The sequence below is a fragment of the Streptomyces sp. NPDC007875 genome (assembly GCF_042868035.1).
In the GTDB taxonomy this organism is placed as follows: Bacteria; Actinomycetota; Actinomycetes; order Streptomycetales; family Streptomycetaceae; genus Streptomyces; species Streptomyces antimycoticus.
In genome coordinates, this window is record NZ_JBIADZ010000006.1 from 404,010 (window position 1) to 423,708 (window position 19,699).

The window sequence follows — 19,699 nt, forward strand, 5'->3', positions numbered from 1 at the left end:
TGAAATAGAAATAAGGGCGTAACCAGGGTTTCATTAGGCGAGGTAATGAGTTATGCTAAAGACCATGCCGGATCTGTCCCGCTCCCAGCACAACGCGGAGGCGCCCCCCGATGACGCGGCCGCCGTGAGCGCCCTGCGGTCGGCGGTGATGCGTCTCTCGCGGCGGCTCAAGCACCAGCGGGTGGACGAGTCGCTCAGCCCGACCGAGATGGCGGTCCTGGGCACGTTGGCCCAGTGCGGCTCCGCCACCCCCGGTGAGCTGGCCCGCAAGGAGCACGTCCAGCCGCCGTCGATGACCCGCATCGTGGCCCTGCTGGAGGCCAAGGGACTCGTCAGGCTCGAGCCGCATCCAGAGGACCGGCGGCAGAAGGTCGTCTCGCCGACCGAGCGGGCTGAGGCCATGCTCGAGGAGAGCCGACGCAAGCGCAACGCCTGGCTGGCCGAGCTGGTCGGGGAGCTGACCGAGGACGAGTGGGACGTGCTGCGCGCCGCCGCGCCCGTGCTGGAGAAGCTCGCGCATATGTAAGAACAACCGAGGCAGCCAGGAGGCGAACACACTTGAGTACGGGACCCGGAGCAGACTCCGCACCCGCACCGAAGCACCCCACAAACCCCGCATCCCCCGTCACCACGGGACACACCCGGGGCGGGACCTTCCGTTCGCTGAAGGTCCGCAACTACCGGCTGTTCGCCACCGGTGCCATGATCTCCAACACCGGCACCTGGATGTCGCGGATCGCCCAGGACTGGCTGGTCCTCAGCATCACCGGCTCCTCCACCGCCGTCGGCATCACCACCGCGCTGCAGTTCCTGCCCATGCTGCTCTTCGGGCTGTACGGCGGGGTCCTCGCGGACCGATGTCCCAGACGGCGGCTGCTGCTGTTCACCCAGACCGCGCTGGGGCTGTGCGGGCTCGCCCTCGCCGCCCTCACCCTCAGCGGCCATGTGCAGGTCTGGCACGTCTATCTGATCGCGTTCCTGCTCGGCATGGTCACCGTCGTCGACAACCCGACCCGCCAGGTCTTCGTCAACGAGATGGTCGGCCCCAAGGACCTGCGGAACGCGGTGAGCCTCAACTCCGCGAACTTCCAGTCCGCCCGGCTGGTCGGCCCGGCGGTCGCCGGTGTGCTGATCACCGCCGTGGGCAGCGGCTGGGCCTTCCTGATCAACGGACTCTCCTTCGCCGCCCCGATCATCGGGCTGCTGCTGATGCGCACCAGTGAGCTGCACAAGGTCGAGCGGGCGCCGCGCGGCAAGGGGCAGCTGCGGGAGGGGCTGCGCTATGTCGCCGGGAACCCCGATCTGATCTGGCCGATCGTGCTCGTCGGCTTCATCGGCACCTTCGGCTTCAACTTCCCGATCTGGCTGAGCGCCTTCGCCGACGATGTCTTCCACGCCGGACCCGGTACGTACGGCCTGCTCAACACGCTGATCGCGATCGGCTCGGTGGCCGGTGCGCTGCTGGCCGCGCGGCGTGTGGTGGCCCGGCGGCGGCTGCTGGTCGGGGCCGCGCTGATGTTCGGCGTGCTGGAGATGGTCGCGGCGGCGACCCCGTACTTCTGGCTCTTCGCGGCGCTCATGGTGCCGATCGGGATCTTCAGCCTGACGTTCAACGTGACCGCGAACTCCAGCGTCCAGCTCGCGACCGATCCCGCGATGCGCGGCCGGGTGATGAGCCTGTTCATGATGGTCTTCGTGGGCGGTACGCCGATCGGCGGCCCGCTGGTGGGCTGGGTGACCGACACCTGTGGCGCGCGTATCGGCTTCGCCGCGGGCGGTCTGATCTCGGCCGCCGCCGCGGGCACGGTGGGGCTGCTCCTGGTCCGGGCCGGCGGTCTGCGGGTGAAGCTGGACCTCCGGCGCGGCCACCCGCGTGTGGTCTTCGTCCCCCGCACACCGGAGGACAAGCAACTCGCCGCCACGGCCTGAGCCCACCACGCTGTGCGGGAAGGGGCTCCGCCCCTGTGACCCCGCCGAGGCTCCGCCCCGGACCCCGCTCCTCAAACGCCGGAGGGGCTGAGTTCCCCACCCCTCGTGGGGGAGACTGGGCGGATGAGACTCTTCGCCGCCGTCTTGCCGCCGGACGCGGCCGTCGCCGAGCTGGCCGCGCGGGTCAAGAAGCTCCAGACGCTGCCGGGGGCGGAGGGGCTGCGCTGGACCGAGCGGGAGGGCTGGCACTTCACGCTCGCCTTCTACGGCGAGGTGGCCGAGGAGGTGCTGCCCGAGCTGCACACCCGGCTGGCCCGCGCCGCCCATCGGCACCGCGCCCACGAGCTGCGGCTGGCGGGCGGGGGCCGGTTCGACGACCGGGTGGTGTGGGTGGGCGTCGACGGCGACAGCGAGGCCCTGCGGCGGTTGGCCGACTCCGCCGAGGCGGGGGGCCGACGGGTCGGGGTCCCGATGGACCGGCACCGTCCGTACCATCCGCATCTGACCATCGCCCGTGCCCGTTCCTCCCGCCACCGCTCCGCCACCAGCCTCGTGCCGTACGTGGACGGGCTCACCGACTTCGACGGCCGGGAGTGGACCGTGGGCGAGCTCTGCCTGGTGCGCAGCCATCCACCGGCCCCGGGCGTCCCCGGCCGGCAGCCGCGCTACGAGGTGGTGGCGGCCTGGCCGCTGGGGCACTGAGCGGCCTGGCCGCTGGGCGACTGAGCGGTCCGGCTAATCTCAAGCCTGTGGACCCCAAGACCAGAAACATGATCATGAGCGGCGCGCTGGTGCTGATTCTCGTCGTCGTCGCCGCTGCGGCCGCCCTGGGCGGCTAAAGCTGCCATAGGAGGCATCAGGCAGGGGGCGTGGGCCGCGCACGGCCCACGCCCCTCAGCGCCTTCGCTCACCGCCCAGCGGCGGCTCGGCTACCAGGCGAACGCCTCCGGCGACGGCCCCGGACCCGGGAAGATCTCGTCCAGCTCCGTCAGCACTTCCTCGCTCAGCTTCAGCTCCGCGGCGCGCACCGCCGACGCCAGCTGCTCGGCCGTGCGCGGGCCCACGATCGGACCGGTCACCCCGGGCCGGGTGAGCAGCCAGGCCAGGGCCGCCTCGCCGGGCTCGATGCCGTGCTTGGCCAGCAGGTCCTCGTACCGCTGGACCTGATCGCGCACCGCCGTGTTCTTCAGCGCGTCGGCGCTGCGCCCGGACGTGCTGCGCGATCCGCCGCCCTCGCGCTCCTTGCGGAGCGCGCCGCCGAGCAGTCCGCCGTGCAGCGGCGACCAGGGGATGATGCCCACGCCGTAGCCCTGCGCGGCCGGGATGACCTCCATCTCGGCGCGGCGCTCGGCCAGGTTGTACAGGCACTGCTCGCTGACCAGCCCGAACGAGCCACGGCGGGCCGCGGTCTCATTGGCCTGGGCGATGTGCCAGCCCGCGTGGTTGGAGGAGCCCGCGTAGATGATCTTGCCCTGCTGGACGAGGACGTCGATCGCCTGCCAGATCTCGTCCCACGGGGTGGAGCGGTCCACGTGGTGGAACTGGTAGAGGTCGATGTAGTCCGTGCCGAGCCGCTTGAGGCTGGCGTCCACGGCCCGGCGGATGTTGACGGCCGAGAGCTTGTCGGTATTGGGCCACGGCTCACCCTCGGCGGCCATGTTTCCGTACACCTTGGTCGCGAGGACGGTCTTCTCGCGCCGCCCGCCGCCCTTGGCGAACCAGCTCCCGATGATTTCCTCGGTGCGGCCCTTGTTCTCGCCCCAGCCGTACACATTGGCGGTGTCGAAGAAGTTGATGCCCGCGTCGAGCGCGGCATCCATGATCGAGTGGCTGTCGGCTTCCTCGGTCTGCGGACCGAAGTTCATGGTGCCGAGGACGATCCGGCTGACCTTGAGACCTGTACGTCCGAGTTGCGTGTACTCCATGGGATCAGCCAAGCCGTTGGAGTGCGCTCTAATCAAGGGGGCGGGCCGGGGCATCGGTGACCTGGCGACTGCCGGCGGTCGTGAATTCCCGTGGAAAACCCGAAGGCCCGCTTTTTGGCCCCCCGTGCGGTCAAAAAGCGGGCATCATGGGATTTCTCGAGGCCGACCTTTTCAGATTAGCGGGCAGTGCGGGCCTTCATAAAGCCGAGAGCGCCGAGGGCCAGGGCCATCAGTGCGCCGATCAGGACCATGTAGAGCCCCGGTCCAGCGGTCATCTCGTACAGCTTCGCGGCCTGCTCCGCCGCCTTTTCCGCGACCTTCTGCGACACCCCTTCGTCGTCCTTCAGCTTCTGGGTGACCAGCCGCTCGGGGTCTGCCATGTTGATGGCCGCGACGATCGCCATGGCCAGCCCCAGAACCCCGCCGACCAGGTAGAGCGCGGCCTTCTTGGTGGCCATGGCGGCGATGAACAGGATCGCCGCGACCAGGGCGATGATCAGCGTGATGATGCCGTCGCCGTCGATGCCCTTGATGCCCCCGGTGGCGCCCTCGGCGTCGGAGACCACCCAGTTCACCATGGAGCCGACCAGCGCGATGACCGAGCCGACGATCGCGAAGATCGCGATCTTCTTGGACGGCGCGGCCGGTGCGGACGGTGACGCGTGTGCGGCGCCGCCGCTCGGGGCCCCTGCGGAATGCATGGGCGGCGCGCTTTGCGCATAAGAGGACTGGCTGTATTCGCTCATGAGCCCAGACCGTAAGCGGGGCCTTTCTGCATTGCAATGCCGCCGCCCGCTATGCCGCCAATGACCGATAAATTTCTCGCCGAAATAATCCCCGGATGAGGTCAAATAATCTGCGGGTTATTTCGGGCCGGCCGCCCGCACAAATAATTGACAGACGTTATCTGCCCGTGATCGCCGAAGTCATGCACGGGAGCGTCATGGGTGGCCAGCGGGAGGTCACTCCGTGCCTGGCCGGAGGGAGTCCCCCGGCGTGGTTCCGGCGCCGGATGCCCCCCGCGGGATGGCAGGCTTGGGCCCATGCGTCCGCTTCCGTTCGTACTCGGTGCCGCCGCGCTGCTGACCGTGTCCGCAGCCGCCCCGGCCTTCGCCGACGACTCGTCGTCGCCGTCTCCCTTCACGATCGAGGATCCACGAATCACCGAGTCCAGCGGCCTGGCCGCGAGTCGCCTCCACCCCGGCGTCTACTGGACGCACAACGACAGCTCGGACGGGCCGTACGTCTACGCCGTCGACGGAAAAACCGGGAAGACGGTCGCGCGGGTCACCCTGCGGGGCATAGGGGATCCCCGCGATGTGGAAGCGATCTCGATAGGGCCGGACGGCAATGTCTACGTCGGCGACATCGGCGACAACCTGGGCGGTCAGTGGTCCCATGTGTGGATCTACCGCTTCCCCGAGCCGAAGCAGCTGAAGGACACCACCGTCACCGCGACCCAGTTCACCGTCAAGTACCAGGGCGGGCCGCGCAACGCCGAGGCGATGATGGTCCATCCCAAGACGGGCCGGGTCTATATCGCCAGCAAGAGCGACGAGGACGCCGGGCTGTACGCCGGACCGGCCACGCTCAGCCCCTCGGGGGTGAATGTCTTCCGGCGGGTCTCCGACCTCGACATGGAGGTCACGGACGGGGCGTTCGCTCCGGACGGCACCCGGCTGGTGCTCCGCGGCTACTTCTCGGCCGCCGAGTACCGCTGGCGGGACGGAAAGCCGACGCGGCTCGAGGAGGAGCCGGGGCTGCCGCTGCAGCGGCAGGGCGAGTCGGTCACCTTCACCCCGGACGGCGGCACGCTCATGTACGGCACCGAGGGCGCGGGCTCCAAGGTGACGCCGGTGGACCTCGGCGGGGAACTGCTGCCGGACGCCACCGCGAAGGAGCAGAAGAAGAACGGGGAGTACTCCGACCGCGTCGACGGCAAACTCACCGAGGACGAGAAGAACGGCAACCTGGTCAAGGCCGGGGTCACCTTCGCCGGTGCGCTGGTCGTGTTCCTCGGCCTGCGCAGGCTCTTCCGCCGGGGCCGATCCTGATCGTCGGCCCATGCGACATCGTCAGCGCATGCGCAGGGGCTTGAGCGCATGCGAAGGGGCCCGCGGCCGGTGGTCGGCCGCGGGCCCCTTGCGCACGGGCGTAAAAGCGCTCGTCAGAGGTGCTCGATGACGTAGTCCACGCACGCCGTCAGCGCCTGGACGTCCGCCGGGTCGACGGCCGGGAACATCGCCACCCGCAGCTGGTTGCGGCCCAGCTTGCGGTATGGCTCGGTGTCCACGACGCCGTTGGCCCGCAGCGCCTTGGCGACCGCGGCGGCGTCGATCTCCTCGGTGAAGTCGATCGTGCCGACGACCTGCGACCGCTTGGCCGGGTCGGCCACGAACGGGGTGGCGAACTTGGACTCCTCGGCCCAGCCGTACAGCGTGCGCGAGGAGGTCGCGGTGCGCCGCACCGCCCAGTCCAGACCGCCCTGTCCGTTGATCCACTTCAGCTGGTCGTCGAGCAGGAAGAGCGTCGCCAGCGCCGGGGTGTTGTACGTCTGGTTCTTCAGCGAGTTGTCGATCGCGGTCGGCAGCGAGAAGAACTCGGGGATGTGCCGGCCCGAGGCGTGGATCCGGGCGGCGCGCTCCAGCGCGGCGGGCGAGAACACGCCGATCCACAGACCGCCGTCGGCCGCGAAGGACTTCTGTGGCGCGAAGTAGTAGACATCCGTCTCGGCGATGTCGACCGGCAGACCGCCCGCCCCGGAGGTCGCGTCCACCAGCACCAGCGCGCCCTCGTCGGCGCCGGCCACCCGCTGGATGGGCATGGCGACACCGGTGGAGGTCTCGTTGTGGGTGAAGGCGTAGACGTCCGTGCCGCTCTCGGCGCGCGGCTCCGGGTGGGTGCCGGGGTCGGAGGAGATCACCGTGGGCTCTTCGAGCCACGGCGCCAGCTTCGCCGCCTTGGCGAACTTCGAGGAGAACTCGCCGAAGGACAGATGCTGGGACTTGGAGTCGATCAGCCCGTGGGTCGCGATGTCCCAGAAGGCGGTGGAGCCGCCGTTGCCCAGGATGACCTCGTACCCCTCCGGGAGTTGGAAGAGCTCGCGCACCCCTTCGCGCACCGCGCCGACCAGGTTCTTGACCGGGGCCTGGCGGTGGGAGGTGCCGAGCAGGGAGCTTCCGGTGGCGGCCAGGGCGCTCAGCGCCTCGGTGCGCACCTTGGACGGGCCCGAGCCGAAGCGTCCGTCGGCGGGCTTGATGTCATCGGGAATCCGGATCTCAGCCACGACCGAAGCCTAATCCGTCGGCCGCCGCGGTCCGACCGTGCGTCCAGCGGCTGAGACGGTACGTCCACATCCTGTTGACGCAGGAGGTGAGGCCGGTGTAGGGGCGATCGGGGAACACGGCGGCCATGAATCGGAATTGGACATTCTCAACGGCCCTCCCGGCATGGACCATGGAGGCATGGCTGATCACCAGGCAGACGAGCTGGAGCAGGCGCTGCGGCGGGCCGTCCGCGGGGACGTCTCCTTCGATACGGCGAGCCGGGCCCTGATGACCATGGACGCGTCGAACTACCGACGGGTGCCGGACGGTGTGGTCGCGCCCCGGGACGCGGACGACGTGGCGGCGGCGTTGGCCGTCTGCCGGGAGCGCGGGGTGCCGGTGGTCGCGCGCGGCGCCGGGACCTCGATCGCAGGACAGGCCACCGGGCTCGGTGTCGTCCTCGACTTCACCCGCCATATGCGCGGCATTGTCTCGCTCGACCCGGAGCGGCGGACCGCCGTCGTCCAGCCCGGCGTGATCCTCGACGACCTCCGTACGGCGGCCGGCGCCCATGGGCTGACCTTCGGCCCCGACCCGTCCACCCACAGCCGCTGCACCCTCGGCGGCATGATCGGCAACAACTCCTGCGGCTCCCACTCGGTGGCCTGGGGCACCACCGCCGACAACGTCCACGAGCTGGACGTCCTCACCTACGGCGGGGAGCGGGTGCGCGCCGCCCAGGGCCTCCACGACCTGCCCGCCCGGCTCCGCGACGGCGTACGGTCCCTGGCCGGTCACCACCTGGCCCTGCTGCGCACCGGCTTCCCCGAGCTGCCCCGCCGGATCTCCGGTTACGCCCTGGACGAGCTGCTGCCCGAGAAGAACGCCGACCTCGCCCGCGCCCTCACCGGCAGCGAGGGCACCCTCGGCGTGGTCACGGAGGCGACCGTAAGGCTGGTGGAGGCGCCCGGCGCCCGCGCCCTGGCCGTGCTCGGCTACCCCGACGAGAGCGCGGCGGCCGAGGCCGCGCACACCCTGCTGCCGTACGGTCCGCTGACCGTCGAGGGCATGGCCGCCGATCTGGTCGCCGGGGCGTCCGGGCTGCCCAAGGGCGGCGCCTGGCTGTTCGTGGAGGTCGGCGGCGCCACCCGCGAGGAGGCGCTCTCCCGCGCCCAGGAGGTGGCCCGCGCCGCCGCCGAGGCCACCACCGGCCACACCGTCGTCGCCGACCCGGCCGGGCAGCGCGCCCTGTGGCGGGTGCGCGAGGACGCCTCCGGGACCGCCACCCGGATGCCGGACGGCAGCGAGGCATGGCCCGGCTGGGAGGACTGCGCGGTGCCGCCGCCCCGGCTCGGCGCCTATCTGCGCGACTTCCGTGCCCTGATGGCCCAGCACGGGCTGCGCGGCACGCCGTACGGGCACTTCGGGGACGGCTGCATCCACGTCCGCATCGACTTCGACCTGCTGACCGAGCCCGGGATCCGGATCTTCCGCGCCTTCTCCTCCGACCTCGCCGATCTCGTCGTCGCCCACGGCGGCTCGCTCTCCGGTGAACACGGTGACGGGCTGGCCCGCGCGGAGCTGCTGCCGCGGGTGTACGGGGACGAGATGGTCGGCCTCTTCTCCCGCTTCAAGGACCTGTGGGACCCGGAAGGCGGCCTCAACCCCGGCGTTCTGGCCCGCCCGCAGCGCCTGGACCAGAACCTGCGCTTCGATCCCCTGCCGAGGCGCCCGGTGGACGTCGAATTCGGCTATCCGCATGACAAGGGGGACTTCTCGGCGGCCGTCCGGCGCTGTGTGGGCGTCGCCAAGTGCCGGAACGAGTCGGTGTCCGGCACCGGGGTGATGTGCCCGTCGTACCGCGTGACCGGCGAGGAGAAACACTCCACGCGCGGCCGCGCCCGGCTGCTGCACGAGATGCTCGCGGGCGAGGTCGTCCAGGACGGCTGGCGCTCGGAGGAGGTCCGGGAGGCGCTCGACCTGTGCCTGTCCTGCAAGGGCTGCCGCAGCGACTGCCCGGTCGAGGTCGACATGGCCACGTACAAGGCGGAGTTCCTGCACCACCACTACGAGGGACGGGTGCGGCCCGCCGCGCACTACTCGATGGGCTGGCTGCCGGTATGGCTCCGGGCCGCCTCCCTCCTGAGGGCCGCGCCCGCCGCCAACGCCCTGGCGGGGGTGCCCCCGCTGGCGGCCCTGGCCAAGCGCATGGGCGGGATCGCGCCCGAGCGGGACATCCCGGAGCTGGCCCGGGAGCCCTTCACACGGTGGTGGCGGGAACATGCCCGCACGGTGCCTCGCGCCGGGACCGGCGCCCGCACCGTCGTGCTGTGGCCCGACACCTTCACCAACCACCTCTCCCCGTCCGTCGGCCGGTCGGCGGTCGCCGTACTGGAGGCGGCCGGGCTGCGGGTGGTCGTCCCGCCGGGGCCCGTGTGCTGCGGGCTGACCTGGGTCTCCACCGGCCAGCTCGACCGCGCCCGCGCGGTCATGCGGCGCACCCTGGACGTCATGGCCCCGGCCCTGGACGCCGGACTTCCGGTGGTCGGCCTCGAACCCAGCTGCACCGCCGCCCTCCGCACCGACCTCCCCGAACTCCTCGGCGCCGACCCGCGCGCCGCGCGCCTCGCCGAGTCCGTCTCGACGTTCGCCCAGGCCCTGGAGGAGTACGCCCCCGACTGGCGGCCCCCCAAGATCGACCGCCCGGTCGTCGGCCAGACCCACTGCCACCAACACGCCGTCCTCGGCGACGCCGCCGAGCGCCGCCTACGTGAACGCGCGGGCCTCACGGGCGCGTTGAGCGGCGGCTGCTGCGGTCTGGCGGGCAACTTCGGCTTCGAGGACGGCCACTACGACGTTTCGGTGGCCTGCGCCGAGGAGCAACTGCTGCCATCGGTGCGCGCCGCGGACCCCGGCACGGAGATCCTGGCGGACGGCTACTCCTGCCGCACCCAACTGAACCAACTGGCGGGCAGGAAGAGCCGCCACCTGGCGGAGGTCCTGGCGGAACGGCTGCCCTGACGCCCAAGTCCGGTTACGACGACTCCGCCGCCTCCCCGGGTGCGGGGTCGTCCTCCGGCTCATCACAGCCGTCATCGCCGTACGCGGCCAGCCGCCCGCCCCTGCTCTCGGCCACCCGCAGTGCGTCGCGCAGCGCCTCGGTCAGGCCGGTTGGCCAGGAAGCGCAGTTCTCCGGTGCTCGCCTTACGGTCGTTGAGCAGCGCGCGGGCATGGGCGATGAGTTGTGCCCCCCCATGCACAGCTGAAGGGCCTCGATGTCGTCCGCCCGTCGGCTCAGGAGGCTGTTGCCGTTGCCCGGCGACAGGTAACACGGTTTGCCGTCCGGGCTGGACCATGGCAGCAGCCGTAAGGCAGTCCTGAGGGGGCTTCCGAGTGGTGTGGCGGTCACGGTACGGCTCCTCTTGCGGCGATGTTCCCGTGTCGTGACGTTATGGTCGCGTTGAGTAGCTGATCAATGGCGCTTTCGTCCGGCGACGGGTGGAAGTACCACCCGGTGTCACATCGGTACGCCGAGCACCCCGGCCATGGTTTGCGTCTCCGGTGTCATCGTTCGCCGCCTGGTGATGATGTCGCCCAGGATGTCCCGTGCGTAGCGCTGGTTGGGCAGCCATTCCGGGGCGTCGGACCAGATGCCTCGCAGCACCTCGAAGGCATCGGTGGGCCGGTGCTTCATCACATGGGCTCTGGCCACGTCCAGGAGGTGGCGGTTCCGGTTGTTCGACGTCGGCCGGAGGCCGTTGGTGGGGATGCGCGCCGCCAGGCTGAGGACGCGGTCCGGTTCCTCCTCCACCATCGCGTTCTCGGCGCGTTTGAGGGTCACGGTCACGGGGCCGAAGGCCCGGAGGAAGTCGCCCTCGGGAGCGAACTCGCGGCCCATGGTGACCGCTGCCGCGTGGGCGAGCCGCAGGGTGTCCCTGGCGACATCGGATTCGTTGTCCCGCACCGCGGCGGCCGACGCGCGCAGGAGCAGCCAGCCCCATGCGCTCAGCTCGGCGGGGGTGGCGCGGGACAGGCGTGGCTCGATGTCGTCCGACCACCGCACGGACAGCGCGCGGGCCTCGGTGAGTCGGCCCCGGCGCAGCAGCAACCAGCAGCGCGTACTCGCGATGGCGGCTCCGTCGAGCCGGTCCATCGCGTCGTCCAGCGCTTTGGTGAGGGCTGTTTCGGCGGCGTCGAACTGGCGCGTCTGCACCATGAGCCAGCCGGTGAGCTGAAGTAACCGCCCCCGCAGGTGCCGACCACGTGGGTCGAGCGCGGCGAGCATGTCGGCGTCACGCAAGAGAGCGGGGAGTACAGGACGCAGGTGGGCGAACCGGTCACCGGAGAAGAGGGGCAGCGCGGCCTTGATCGCCGCCCTGACCCCGTCCACGGTGGGGGCCTGGTCGGCACCGCGATCGCCTACCGGGGAGGTCAGGGCGTGGCGTACTGGCCCCCACTGTTCCAACGTGGCTTCGTCGGCGTCGTCCTCGCGATGTCCTGCGATGAGCCGCGTCGTGGACACGCCCAGCGCCGCGGCGAGCTTCCGGGCGGTTTCGAGGCGCGTGTCTTGCTGTTCGCCCTGTTCGAGCTTCCTGATCCAGGAGAGGGAGACTCCCGATGCTTCCGACAAACCGCGCTGCGTCAGCCCTCGACGCTTCCGGATGTCGCGCAGCCGTGCACCGATGTGGTCCTGACTGTTGTCGGGCATGCTCAGCTCCTTCGGGCTTCGACAAGGGACACGTACCCCTGGGCAAACGCGGCGAAATGTTGGTCAGTCACCCTGAACGGTGCAGGGTTCCGTCTGTGCCTCACCCGGACAGCCGGGCTGCACCGGGTTGCCCCCGGCGCGTCGAGCGCCTGCGCTCGCCCCGTGGGGGCGGGCGCAGCCCGGGCGTCGTGTCCCAACCGGCTGAATCATGCAAGCGTGCTTGATTGTTTCTCGTCGCGCTGCCACCCTCGCTCGACAAGAACGTAAAGACAGCCGACACACGACTGACCCGACGACGGGAGCGACGCGTGTCCGAGACGGAGGCTCTGCTCGGCGATCTGCGGGCGGAGGGGGACGAGTTGGACGGCCTGGTGGCCGGGCTCGGGGGCGCGGAGTGGCGTACGGCGACGCCCGCGCCCGGGTGGAGCATCGCGCACCAGATCGCCCATCTCGCGTGGACCGACGAGCGGGCCGTACAAGCCGCCGAGGACCCGCAGGGGTTCGCCGACGAGGTGCGCCGGGCGTGGACCGCGCCGGAGGCGTTCGTGGACGAGGGCGCCGAACGCGGGGCGGCCGAGCCGCCCGAGGCGCTGCTGGAGCTCTGGCGCGCGGGGCGGGAGCGGTTGCTCCGGACGCTGGCCGCGCAGCCGCCGCGTGCCCGGCTGCCGTGGTACGGGCCGCCGATGAGCGTGATGTCGATGGCGACCGCCCGGCTGATGGAGACCTGGGCGCACGGCCAGGACGTCGCCGACGCGTTGGGAGTGCGCCGGGCCCCCACCGCCCGGCTGCGCCATGTGGCCCGGATCGGGGTCCGGGCGCGGGGTTACGCGTACGCGGCGCGGGGGTTGGAGCCGCCGGCCGAGGAGTTCCGGGTCGAGCTCACCGGCCCGGCCGGTGAGTTGTGGACGTACGGGCCTCAGGACGCGGCCCAGCGGGTGACCGGGCCCGCGCTGGACTTCTGTCTGCTGGTGACCCAGCGGGCGCACCGCGACGATCTGGCCGTACGGGCCGAAGGGGCGGAGGCGGACCGCTGGCTGGACATCGCGCAGGCGTTCGCTGGCCCACCCGGCAAGGGCCGCGCCCCGGGGCAGAGAGCGGGTCACCCGGCGGGTGACGGTGGCGCGAGCGGCGACCGCGCCGGAGGCGCCCCGTGACCCCGCCGCCCCCACCCCTCCGTATCGGCAACGCCTCCGGCTTCTACGGCGACCGCTTCGACGCGGTGCGCGAGATGCTCACCGGTGGCCCCCTGGACGTGCTGACCGGGGACTATCTCGCCGAGCTGACCATGCTCATCCTGGGCCGGGACCGCGCCAAGGACCCGGCGCGCGGCTATGCCACCACCTTTCTGCGCCAGCTTGAGGACACCCTCGGGCTCGCCACGGAGCGCGGGGTACGGCTCGTCACCAACGCGGGCGGGCTCAACCCGGCCGGGCTGGCCGACGCGATCCGCGCCCTCGCCGAGCGGCTCGGCATCGACTGCCGGGTCGCCCATGTCGAGGGCGACGACCTCCTCGGCGCCCGCGACTGGGGGCCGGGAGTGGTCACCGCCAACGCCTATCTCGGCGGCGCCGGCATCACGGCCTGTCTGCGCGGTGGCGCGGACGTGGTGGTCACCGGGCGGGTGACGGACGCCGCGCTGGTGACGGGCCCGGCCGCGGCGCACTTCGGATGGGCCGCCGACGACTGGGACGCGCTCGCCGGAGCCGTGGTCGCCGGGCACATCCTGGAGTGCGGTACGCAGGCGACCGGCGGCAACTACTCCTTCTTCACCGAGCACGACCTCCGCCGCCCCGGCTTCCCCCTCGCCGAGATCCACCCGGACGGCTCCAGCGTGATCACCAAGCATCCGCACACCGGCGGCGCCGTCACGGTCGGGACCGTCACCGCCCAGCTCCTCTACGAGACGGCGGGCGCTCGCTACCCGGGCCCGGATGTCACCGCCAGGCTGGACTCGGCGCGGCTCGCCCCGGACGGCCCGGACCGGGTGCGCGTCCACGGCGTACGGGGCGAGGCGCCGCCCCGCACCCTCAAGACCGGGCTGACCCGGCTCGGCGGCCACCGCAACGAGGTGGTGTTCGTGCTCACCGGCCTGGACATCGAGGCCAAGGCGGCGCTCGTACGGGACCAGATGGAGGGGGCGATGAGCAAGCGCCGTCCCGCCGAGGTCCGTTGGGCCCTCTCCCGCACCGACCACTCCGACGCGGCCGTGCAGGAGGAGGCGAGCGCGCTGCTGCGGCTGGTGGTCCGCGACCGGGACGCGGATGCGGTGGGGCGGGCGATCAGCGGTGCGGCCGTCGAACTGGCCCTCGCCAGCTACCCCGGCTTCCATGTCACCGCCCCGCCCGGTAAGGGCTCTCCTTACGGTGTCTTCGAGGCCGTGGACACCCCGGCCGACGCCGTGCCGCACACCGCCGTACTGCCGGACGGCTCCCGGCTGACCATCCCTCCGGCCCCCACCACGCCCGCCGTCGGAGGCCCGGCGGACGAGCCGCCCCTTCCGCCGCCGCTGCCGCCCGGGCCGACCCGCCGTGCCCCGCTCGGCGCGGTCGCCGGGGCCCGCAGCGGCGACAAGGGCGGCAGCGCCAACATCGGCGTCTGGGCGCGCGGCGAGGACGCCTGGCGCTGGCTGGCCCACACCCTCACCGTCGACCGGCTGCGCGAACTGCTCCCGGAGACGGCCCCGTTGAAGATCACCCGCCATCCGCTGCCCCGGCTGCGGGCCCTGAACTTCGTCGTGGAGGGTCTGCTCGGCGAGGGCGTCGCCGCACAGGCCCGTTTCGACCCCCAGGCCAAGGCCGTCGGCGAATGGCTGCGCTCACGCCATCTGGACATACCGGAGGTACTGCTTTGACTGCCCGTTCCGGTCCCCGGGCCACAGCCGTCGGCGACGGGTCGCCCTCTCGCCGCCCGGACATCCCGGAGGTATCGCTGTGACCGTGCTCGCGTCCGTGCTCGACCCCGCGGGCGCCGATCACACGGCCCATCGGGAGGCGATGCTCGCCAAGCTGGCCGAGTTGGAGGGTGAGCACGCCAAGGCGCTCGCCGGGGGCGGTGAGAAATACGTCCAGCGCCATCGCAAGCGCGGCAAGCTGCTGGTCCGCGAGCGGATCGAGCTGCTGCTGGACCCCGACACCCCCTTCCTGGAGCTGTCGCCGCTGGCCGGCTGGGGCAGCGAGTATCCGGTGGGGGCCTCGCTCGTCACCGGCATCGGGGTGATCTCCGGTGTGGAGTGCCTGATCAGCGCCAACGACCCGACCGTACGCGGTGGGGCCAGCAACCCCTGGACGCTCAAGAAGTCGCTGCGCGCCCATGAGATCGCCCGCGCCAACCGGCTCCCGCTCGTCAGCCTCGTCGAGTCCGGCGGCGCCGATCTCCCGTCCCAGAAGGAGATCTTCATCCCGGGCGGGGCCATGTTCCGCGATCTCACCCGGCTGTCCGCCGCCGGAATCCCCACGATCGCCGTGGTCTTCGGCAACTCCACCGCCGGAGGCGCGTACATCCCCGGGATGTCCGACCACGTGATCATGGTCAAGGAACGCTCCAAGGTCTTCCTGGGCGGTCCGCCGCTGGTGAAGATGGCCACCGGCGAGGAGAGCGACGACGAATCGCTGGGCGGCGCCGAGATGCACGCCCGCACCTCCGGCCTCGCCGACTACTTCGCCACCGACGAGCCCGACGCGCTGCGCCAGGCCCGCCGGGTCGTCGCCCGCCTCAACTGGCGCAAGGCGCAGGCCGATCCGGGGCCCGCCGAACCGCCGAAGTACGACGCCGAGGAGCTGCTCGGCATCGTCCCCGGCGACCTCAAGATCCCCTTCGATCCGCGCGAGGTGATCGCCCGGATCGTGGACGGCTCGGACTTCGACGAGTTCAAGCCGCTGTACGGGCGCAGCCTGGCCACCGGCTGGGCCGCGCTGCACGGCTATCCGGTCGGCATCCTGGCCAACGCCCAGGGGGTGCTGTTCAGCGAGGAGTCCCAGAAGGCCGCGCAGTTCATCCAGCTCGCCAACCAGCGCGACATCCCGCTGCTCTTCCTGCACAACACCACCGGCTATATGGTCGGCCGCGACTACGAGCAGGGCGGGATCATCAAACACGGCGCCATGATGATCAACGCCGTCTCCAACTCCCGCGTCCCGCATCTGTCGGTGCTCATCGGCGCCTCGTACGGCGCCGGTCACTACGGGATGTGCGGCCGGGCGTACGACCCCCGCTTCCTTTTCGCCTGGCCCAGCGCCAAGTCCGCCGTGATGGGCCCGCAGCAGCTCGCCGGGGTGATGTCGATCGTCGCCCGGCAGTCCGCCGCCGCCAAGGGGCAGCCGTACGACGAGGAGGCCGACGCCGCGCTGCGCGCCATGGTGGAGCAGCAGATCGAGTCCGAGTCGCTGCCGCTCTTCCTTTCCGGGCGGCTCTACGACGACGGCGTCATCGACCCGCGCGACACCCGCACCGTGCTCGGCCTGTGTCTGTCCGCCCTGCACACCGCGCCGGTCGAGGGCGCGCGCGGTGGCTATGGCGTTTTCCGGATGTGAGTGAGGAACCCGTGATCCGTTCCCTCCTGGTCGCCAACCGCGCCGAGATAGCGCGGCGTATCGTCCGCACCTGCCGTGACCTCGGCGTCGCCACCGTCGCGGTCCACTCCGACGCGGACGCCGGCGCGCCCCACGCATGCGAGGCCGACACCGCCGTACGGCTGCCGGGCGACGCCCCGGCCGACACGTATCTGCGCGGCGATCTCCTCGTGAAGGCCGCCCTGGCCGCCGGGGCCGACGCCGTCCACCCCGGCTACGGCTTCCTCTCCGAGCACGCCGACTTCGCGCGCGCCGTAAGGGACGCGGGGCTGGTGTGGGTGGGGCCGCCGCCCGAGGCGATGGAGGCCATGGCCTCCAAGACCCGCGCCAAGGAGATCATGCGCAAGGCGGGCGTGCCGCTGCTCGACGCGATCGACCCGGCCGAGGCCACCGCCGATGATCTGCCCCTGCTGGTCAAGGCGGCGGCGGGCGGCGGCGGGCGGGGTATGCGGGTGGTCCGCGAGCTGGACGCGCTCCCCGCCGAACTCGACTCCGCCCGCGCCGAGGCGGCCTCCGCCTTCGGCGACGGTGAGATCTTCGTCGAGCCCTATATGGAGGGCGCCCGCCATGTCGAGGTCCAGGTGTTCGCCGACACCCACGGCACCGTCTGGACCCTCGGCACCCGCGACTGCTCCCTCCAGCGCCGCCACCAGAAGGTCATCGAGGAGGCCCCGGCCCCCGGCCTGGACGAGGAACTGCGGCGCGCCCTGGCCGAGTCGGCGGCGAACGCGGCGCGCGCCATCGGCTACGAGGGCGCGGGCACGGTGGAGTTCCTGGTCTCCCCGGCGGGGCGGGCGTACTTCCTGGAGATGAACACCCGCCTGCAGGTCGAGCACCCGGTCACCGAGGAGATCTACGGCCTTGACCTGGTGGCGCTGCAGCTGCGGATCGCGGAGGGGGAGCCCCTCGACGCCGAGCCGCCGGCGCCCCGGGGGCATGCCGTCGAGGCGCGGCTGTACGCCGAGGACCCGGCGCGTGACTGGCGGCCGCAGACGGGGATCATGCACCGGCTGGAGATCCCCGGGCTGCGGGTCGACTCCGGGCCGGCCGACGGGGACGCGATCGGCGTCCACTACGACCCGATGCTGGCCAAGGTCATCGCCGTCGCCCCCACTCGGGCGGAGGCCGTGCGGCGGCTGGCCCACGGGCTGGAGCGGGCCCGGATCCACGGCCCGGTGACCAACCGGGAGCTGCTCGTACGGGCCCTGCGGCACCCGGAGTTCGAGGCGGCCCGTATGGACACCGGCTTCCTCGAACGCCATCTGCCCGAGCTCACGGCCGCCGCCTCCGATGACGACGAGGCGGCCTCGCCCGCCGAGCTTGCCGCCCTGGCCGCCGCCCTGGCCGACGCGGCGCGGCGGCCGGGGACCGCGACGGTGGCCGGGCGGTTGGGCGGGTGGCGGAATGTGCCCTCGCAGCCGCAGTTGAGGAGCTACCGCGCCGAACCGGGCGGCATCGAGCACGAGGTGCGCTACCGCCTCACCCGCGACGGGCTGCACGCGGAGGGCCTCCCCGACGTCCGGGTGCTGGGTGCCGATGCGGGGCCGCACGTCACCCCGGGGCGGGTCGTCCTCGATGTGGCCGGGGTCCGGCGGACGTTCGAGGTGACGGCCTATGGGGACCGCCGCTATGTCGACACTCCTCAGGGCGGCCATGTGTTCACCGCGCTGCCCCGCTTCCCCGACCCCACCGCCCGTGCCGAACCGGGCTCGCTGCTGGCGCCCATGCCGGGCACGGTGGTCCGGGTCGCCGAGGTGGCGGTCGGGGACCGGGTCGAGGCCGGACAGCCCCTGCTGTGGCTGGAGGCCATGAAGATGGAGCACCGCGTCACGGCGCCCGCCGCCGGGGTGCTCACCGCCCTGCACGCCACCACCGGCCGCCAGGTCGAGGTCGGAGCCCTGCTCGCCGTCGTGGCGGCGGGGGAGTGACGAACCCCCGCGCACCACGCAGCACGTCCGGGCCCGGACAGCCCGTCCGGGCCGTGCGGGACAGCACACGGCCCGCACAACGCATCGCAAGTGGGAGGAGCCGTCCATGACCAGCCCGCATACGCCCGTGGACACCCCGGAGCGCGTGGCGCTCCGCGCGGCGGTGTCGTCGTTCGCCAAGGGACACGCCCCGGGCGGCCCCCAGGAGCGCGACGGCGTGCGCCAACTGTGGGCCGAGGCAGGCAAGCTCGGCTATCTCGGCGTCAACCTCCCTGAGGAGTACGGCGGCGGGGGCGGCGGCATCACCGAGCTGTCCATCGTCCTGGAGGAGCTGGGCGCCGCGGGCTGCCCGCTGCTCATGCTGGTCGTCTCGCCCGCCATCTGCGGCACCGTCATCGCCCGGTTCGGCACCGCCGAGCAGAAGGAGCGCTGGCTGCCCGGTCTGGCCGACGGCAGCCTCACCATGGCCTTCGGCATCACCGAGCCCGACGCCGGATCCAACTCGCACCGCATCACCACCGCCGCCCGCCGGGAGAAGGACGGCGGCTGGATACTCAACGGCCGTAAGGTCTTCATCTCGGGCGTGGACATCGCCGACGCGACCCTGATCGTCGGCCGCACCGAGGACGCCCGGACCGGAAAGCTCAAGCCCTGCCTGTTCATCGTCCCGCGCGAGGCGCACGGCTTCTCCTACCACCACATCCCCATGGAACTGGCCGCCGCGGAGAAGCAGTTCGAGGTGGTGCTGGACGACGTACGGCTGCCCGCCGACGCGCTGGTGGGCGACGAGGACGCCGGGCTGCTCCAGCTTTTCGCGGGGCTCAACCCGGAGCGCATCATGACGGCGGCGTTCGCGCTGGGGATGGGCCGCTACGCGCTCGACAGGGCCGTCGACTACGCCCGTACCCGGCAGGTGTGGAAGGAGCCCATCGGCGCCCATCAGGCGATCGCCCACCCCCTCGCCCAGTCCCATATCGAGCTGGAGCTGGCCCGGCTGATGATGGCGAAGGCGGCGTACCTCTACGACACGGGCGATGACGCGGGCGCGGGCGAGGCCGCCAACATGGCCAAATACGCGGCCGGGGAGGCCACGGTGCGGGCGGTGGACCAGGCCGTGCACACCCTCGGCGGCAACGGCCTGACCGCCGAGTACGGGCTGGCCCGGCTGATCACGGCGGCCCGGGTGGCCCGGATCGCCCCCGTCAGCCGGGAGATGATCCTCAACTACGTCTCCCACCAGACCCTGGGGCTGCCGAAGTCGTACTGACCTCTCGCCGCCGGGGGGGTGCCTCTATGTCTTTCGTCAAGCGAGGCGTGGGGTTCTGGGTTGGTAGAAGGTGCCGTCTCGGAGCATGGCGAACAGCACGCTGATGCG

14 protein-coding genes and 1 pseudogene are annotated in these 19,699 nt (G+C 71.8%); 10 read left to right on the forward strand and 5 right to left on the reverse strand.

What is annotated here, in order from left to right:
* Window positions 1-64: 64 nt before the first annotated feature.
* From ACFYOY_RS16305 to thpR, 3 genes are all read left to right on the forward strand, one after another.
* Complete coding sequence (locus tag ACFYOY_RS16305; RefSeq protein ID WP_351881553.1) at window positions 65-526, forward strand: MarR family transcriptional regulator; 462 nt, start codon at window positions 65-67, stop codon at window positions 524-526.
* Between the two features lie 32 nt (window positions 527-558).
* Window positions 559-1,929 (forward strand): MFS transporter, encoded by a 1,371-nt coding sequence (locus ACFYOY_RS16310; RefSeq protein WP_351881550.1) that lies wholly within the window; start codon window positions 559-561, stop codon window positions 1,927-1,929.
* 123 nt (window positions 1,930-2,052) lie between these two features.
* Complete coding sequence (thpR, locus tag ACFYOY_RS16315; protein ID WP_351881544.1) at window positions 2,053-2,631, forward strand: RNA 2',3'-cyclic phosphodiesterase; 579 nt, start codon at window positions 2,053-2,055, stop codon at window positions 2,629-2,631.
* Window positions 2,632-2,858: 227 nt separating this feature from the next.
* On the opposite strand, the gene ACFYOY_RS16320 is transcribed toward thpR, so the two are convergent.
* Both ACFYOY_RS16320 and ACFYOY_RS16325 read right to left on the reverse strand, forming a co-directional pair.
* A complete protein-coding gene (locus ACFYOY_RS16320) occupies window positions 2,859-3,854 on the reverse strand; it encodes an aldo/keto reductase (protein ID WP_351881541.1) in 996 nt (331 codons plus the stop codon).
* Between the two features lie 176 nt (window positions 3,855-4,030).
* Window positions 4,031-4,555, reverse strand: a complete 525-nt coding sequence (locus ACFYOY_RS16325; RefSeq protein ID WP_388587608.1) for a hypothetical protein — start codon at window positions 4,553-4,555, stop codon at window positions 4,031-4,033.
* 342 nt (window positions 4,556-4,897) lie between these two features.
* On the opposite strand from ACFYOY_RS16325, the gene ACFYOY_RS16330 reads away from it, so the two are divergent.
* Window positions 4,898-5,908 carry a hypothetical protein gene (locus tag ACFYOY_RS16330; protein WP_351881535.1) on the forward strand — a complete coding sequence of 337 codons (1,011 nt, stop codon included), beginning with the start codon at window positions 4,898-4,900 and terminating at the stop codon, window positions 5,906-5,908.
* Window positions 5,909-6,021: 113 nt separating this feature from the next.
* Here ACFYOY_RS16330 and serC read toward each other — a convergent pair whose 3' ends face one another.
* Window positions 6,022-7,140 (reverse strand): phosphoserine transaminase, encoded by a 1,119-nt coding sequence (gene serC / locus ACFYOY_RS16335; RefSeq protein WP_351881532.1) that lies wholly within the window; start codon window positions 7,138-7,140, stop codon window positions 6,022-6,024.
* Window positions 7,141-7,318: 178 nt separating this feature from the next.
* Between serC and ACFYOY_RS16340 the strand changes: the two genes are divergently transcribed.
* Window positions 7,319-10,141, forward strand: coding sequence for an FAD-binding and (Fe-S)-binding domain-containing protein (locus tag ACFYOY_RS16340; RefSeq protein WP_388587612.1), 2,823 nt, complete (start codon window positions 7,319-7,321; stop codon window positions 10,139-10,141).
* A 13-nt stretch (window positions 10,142-10,154) separates the two neighbouring features.
* Here ACFYOY_RS16340 and ACFYOY_RS16345 read toward each other — a convergent pair.
* Both ACFYOY_RS16345 and ACFYOY_RS16350 read right to left on the reverse strand, forming a co-directional pair.
* A pseudogene (locus ACFYOY_RS16345) lies at window positions 10,155-10,529 on the reverse strand (hypothetical protein).
* Between the two features lie 108 nt (window positions 10,530-10,637).
* On the reverse strand, window positions 10,638-11,828 hold the full coding sequence (locus tag ACFYOY_RS16350) for a helix-turn-helix transcriptional regulator (protein WP_351881526.1): 1,191 nt from the start codon (window positions 11,826-11,828) through the stop codon (window positions 10,638-10,640).
* A gap of 308 nt (window positions 11,829-12,136) precedes the next feature.
* On the opposite strand from ACFYOY_RS16350, the gene ACFYOY_RS16355 reads away from it, so the two are divergent.
* From ACFYOY_RS16355 to ACFYOY_RS16375, 5 genes are all read left to right on the forward strand, one after another.
* Window positions 12,137-12,982, forward strand: coding sequence for a TIGR03084 family metal-binding protein (locus tag ACFYOY_RS16355; protein WP_388587615.1), 846 nt, complete (start codon window positions 12,137-12,139; stop codon window positions 12,980-12,982).
* Window positions 12,979-14,679, forward strand: a complete 1,701-nt coding sequence (locus tag ACFYOY_RS16360) for an acyclic terpene utilization AtuA family protein (RefSeq protein ID WP_351881520.1) — start codon at window positions 12,979-12,981, stop codon at window positions 14,677-14,679. Before ACFYOY_RS16355 ends, ACFYOY_RS16360 begins: the two co-directional genes overlap by 4 nt.
* A gap of 79 nt (window positions 14,680-14,758) precedes the next feature.
* Window positions 14,759-16,357 (forward strand): acyl-CoA carboxylase subunit beta, encoded by a 1,599-nt coding sequence (locus ACFYOY_RS16365; RefSeq protein ID WP_388587618.1) that lies wholly within the window; start codon window positions 14,759-14,761, stop codon window positions 16,355-16,357.
* Window positions 16,358-16,368: 11 nt separating this feature from the next.
* Window positions 16,369-18,324: a biotin carboxylase N-terminal domain-containing protein gene (locus ACFYOY_RS16370; protein WP_351881514.1), complete on the forward strand. Its 1,956-nt coding sequence runs from the start codon at window positions 16,369-16,371 to the stop codon at window positions 18,322-18,324.
* A gap of 106 nt (window positions 18,325-18,430) precedes the next feature.
* Window positions 18,431-19,591: an acyl-CoA dehydrogenase family protein gene (locus ACFYOY_RS16375; RefSeq protein WP_388587621.1), complete on the forward strand. Its 1,161-nt coding sequence runs from the start codon at window positions 18,431-18,433 to the stop codon at window positions 19,589-19,591.
* Window positions 19,592-19,699 lie beyond the last annotated feature (108 nt).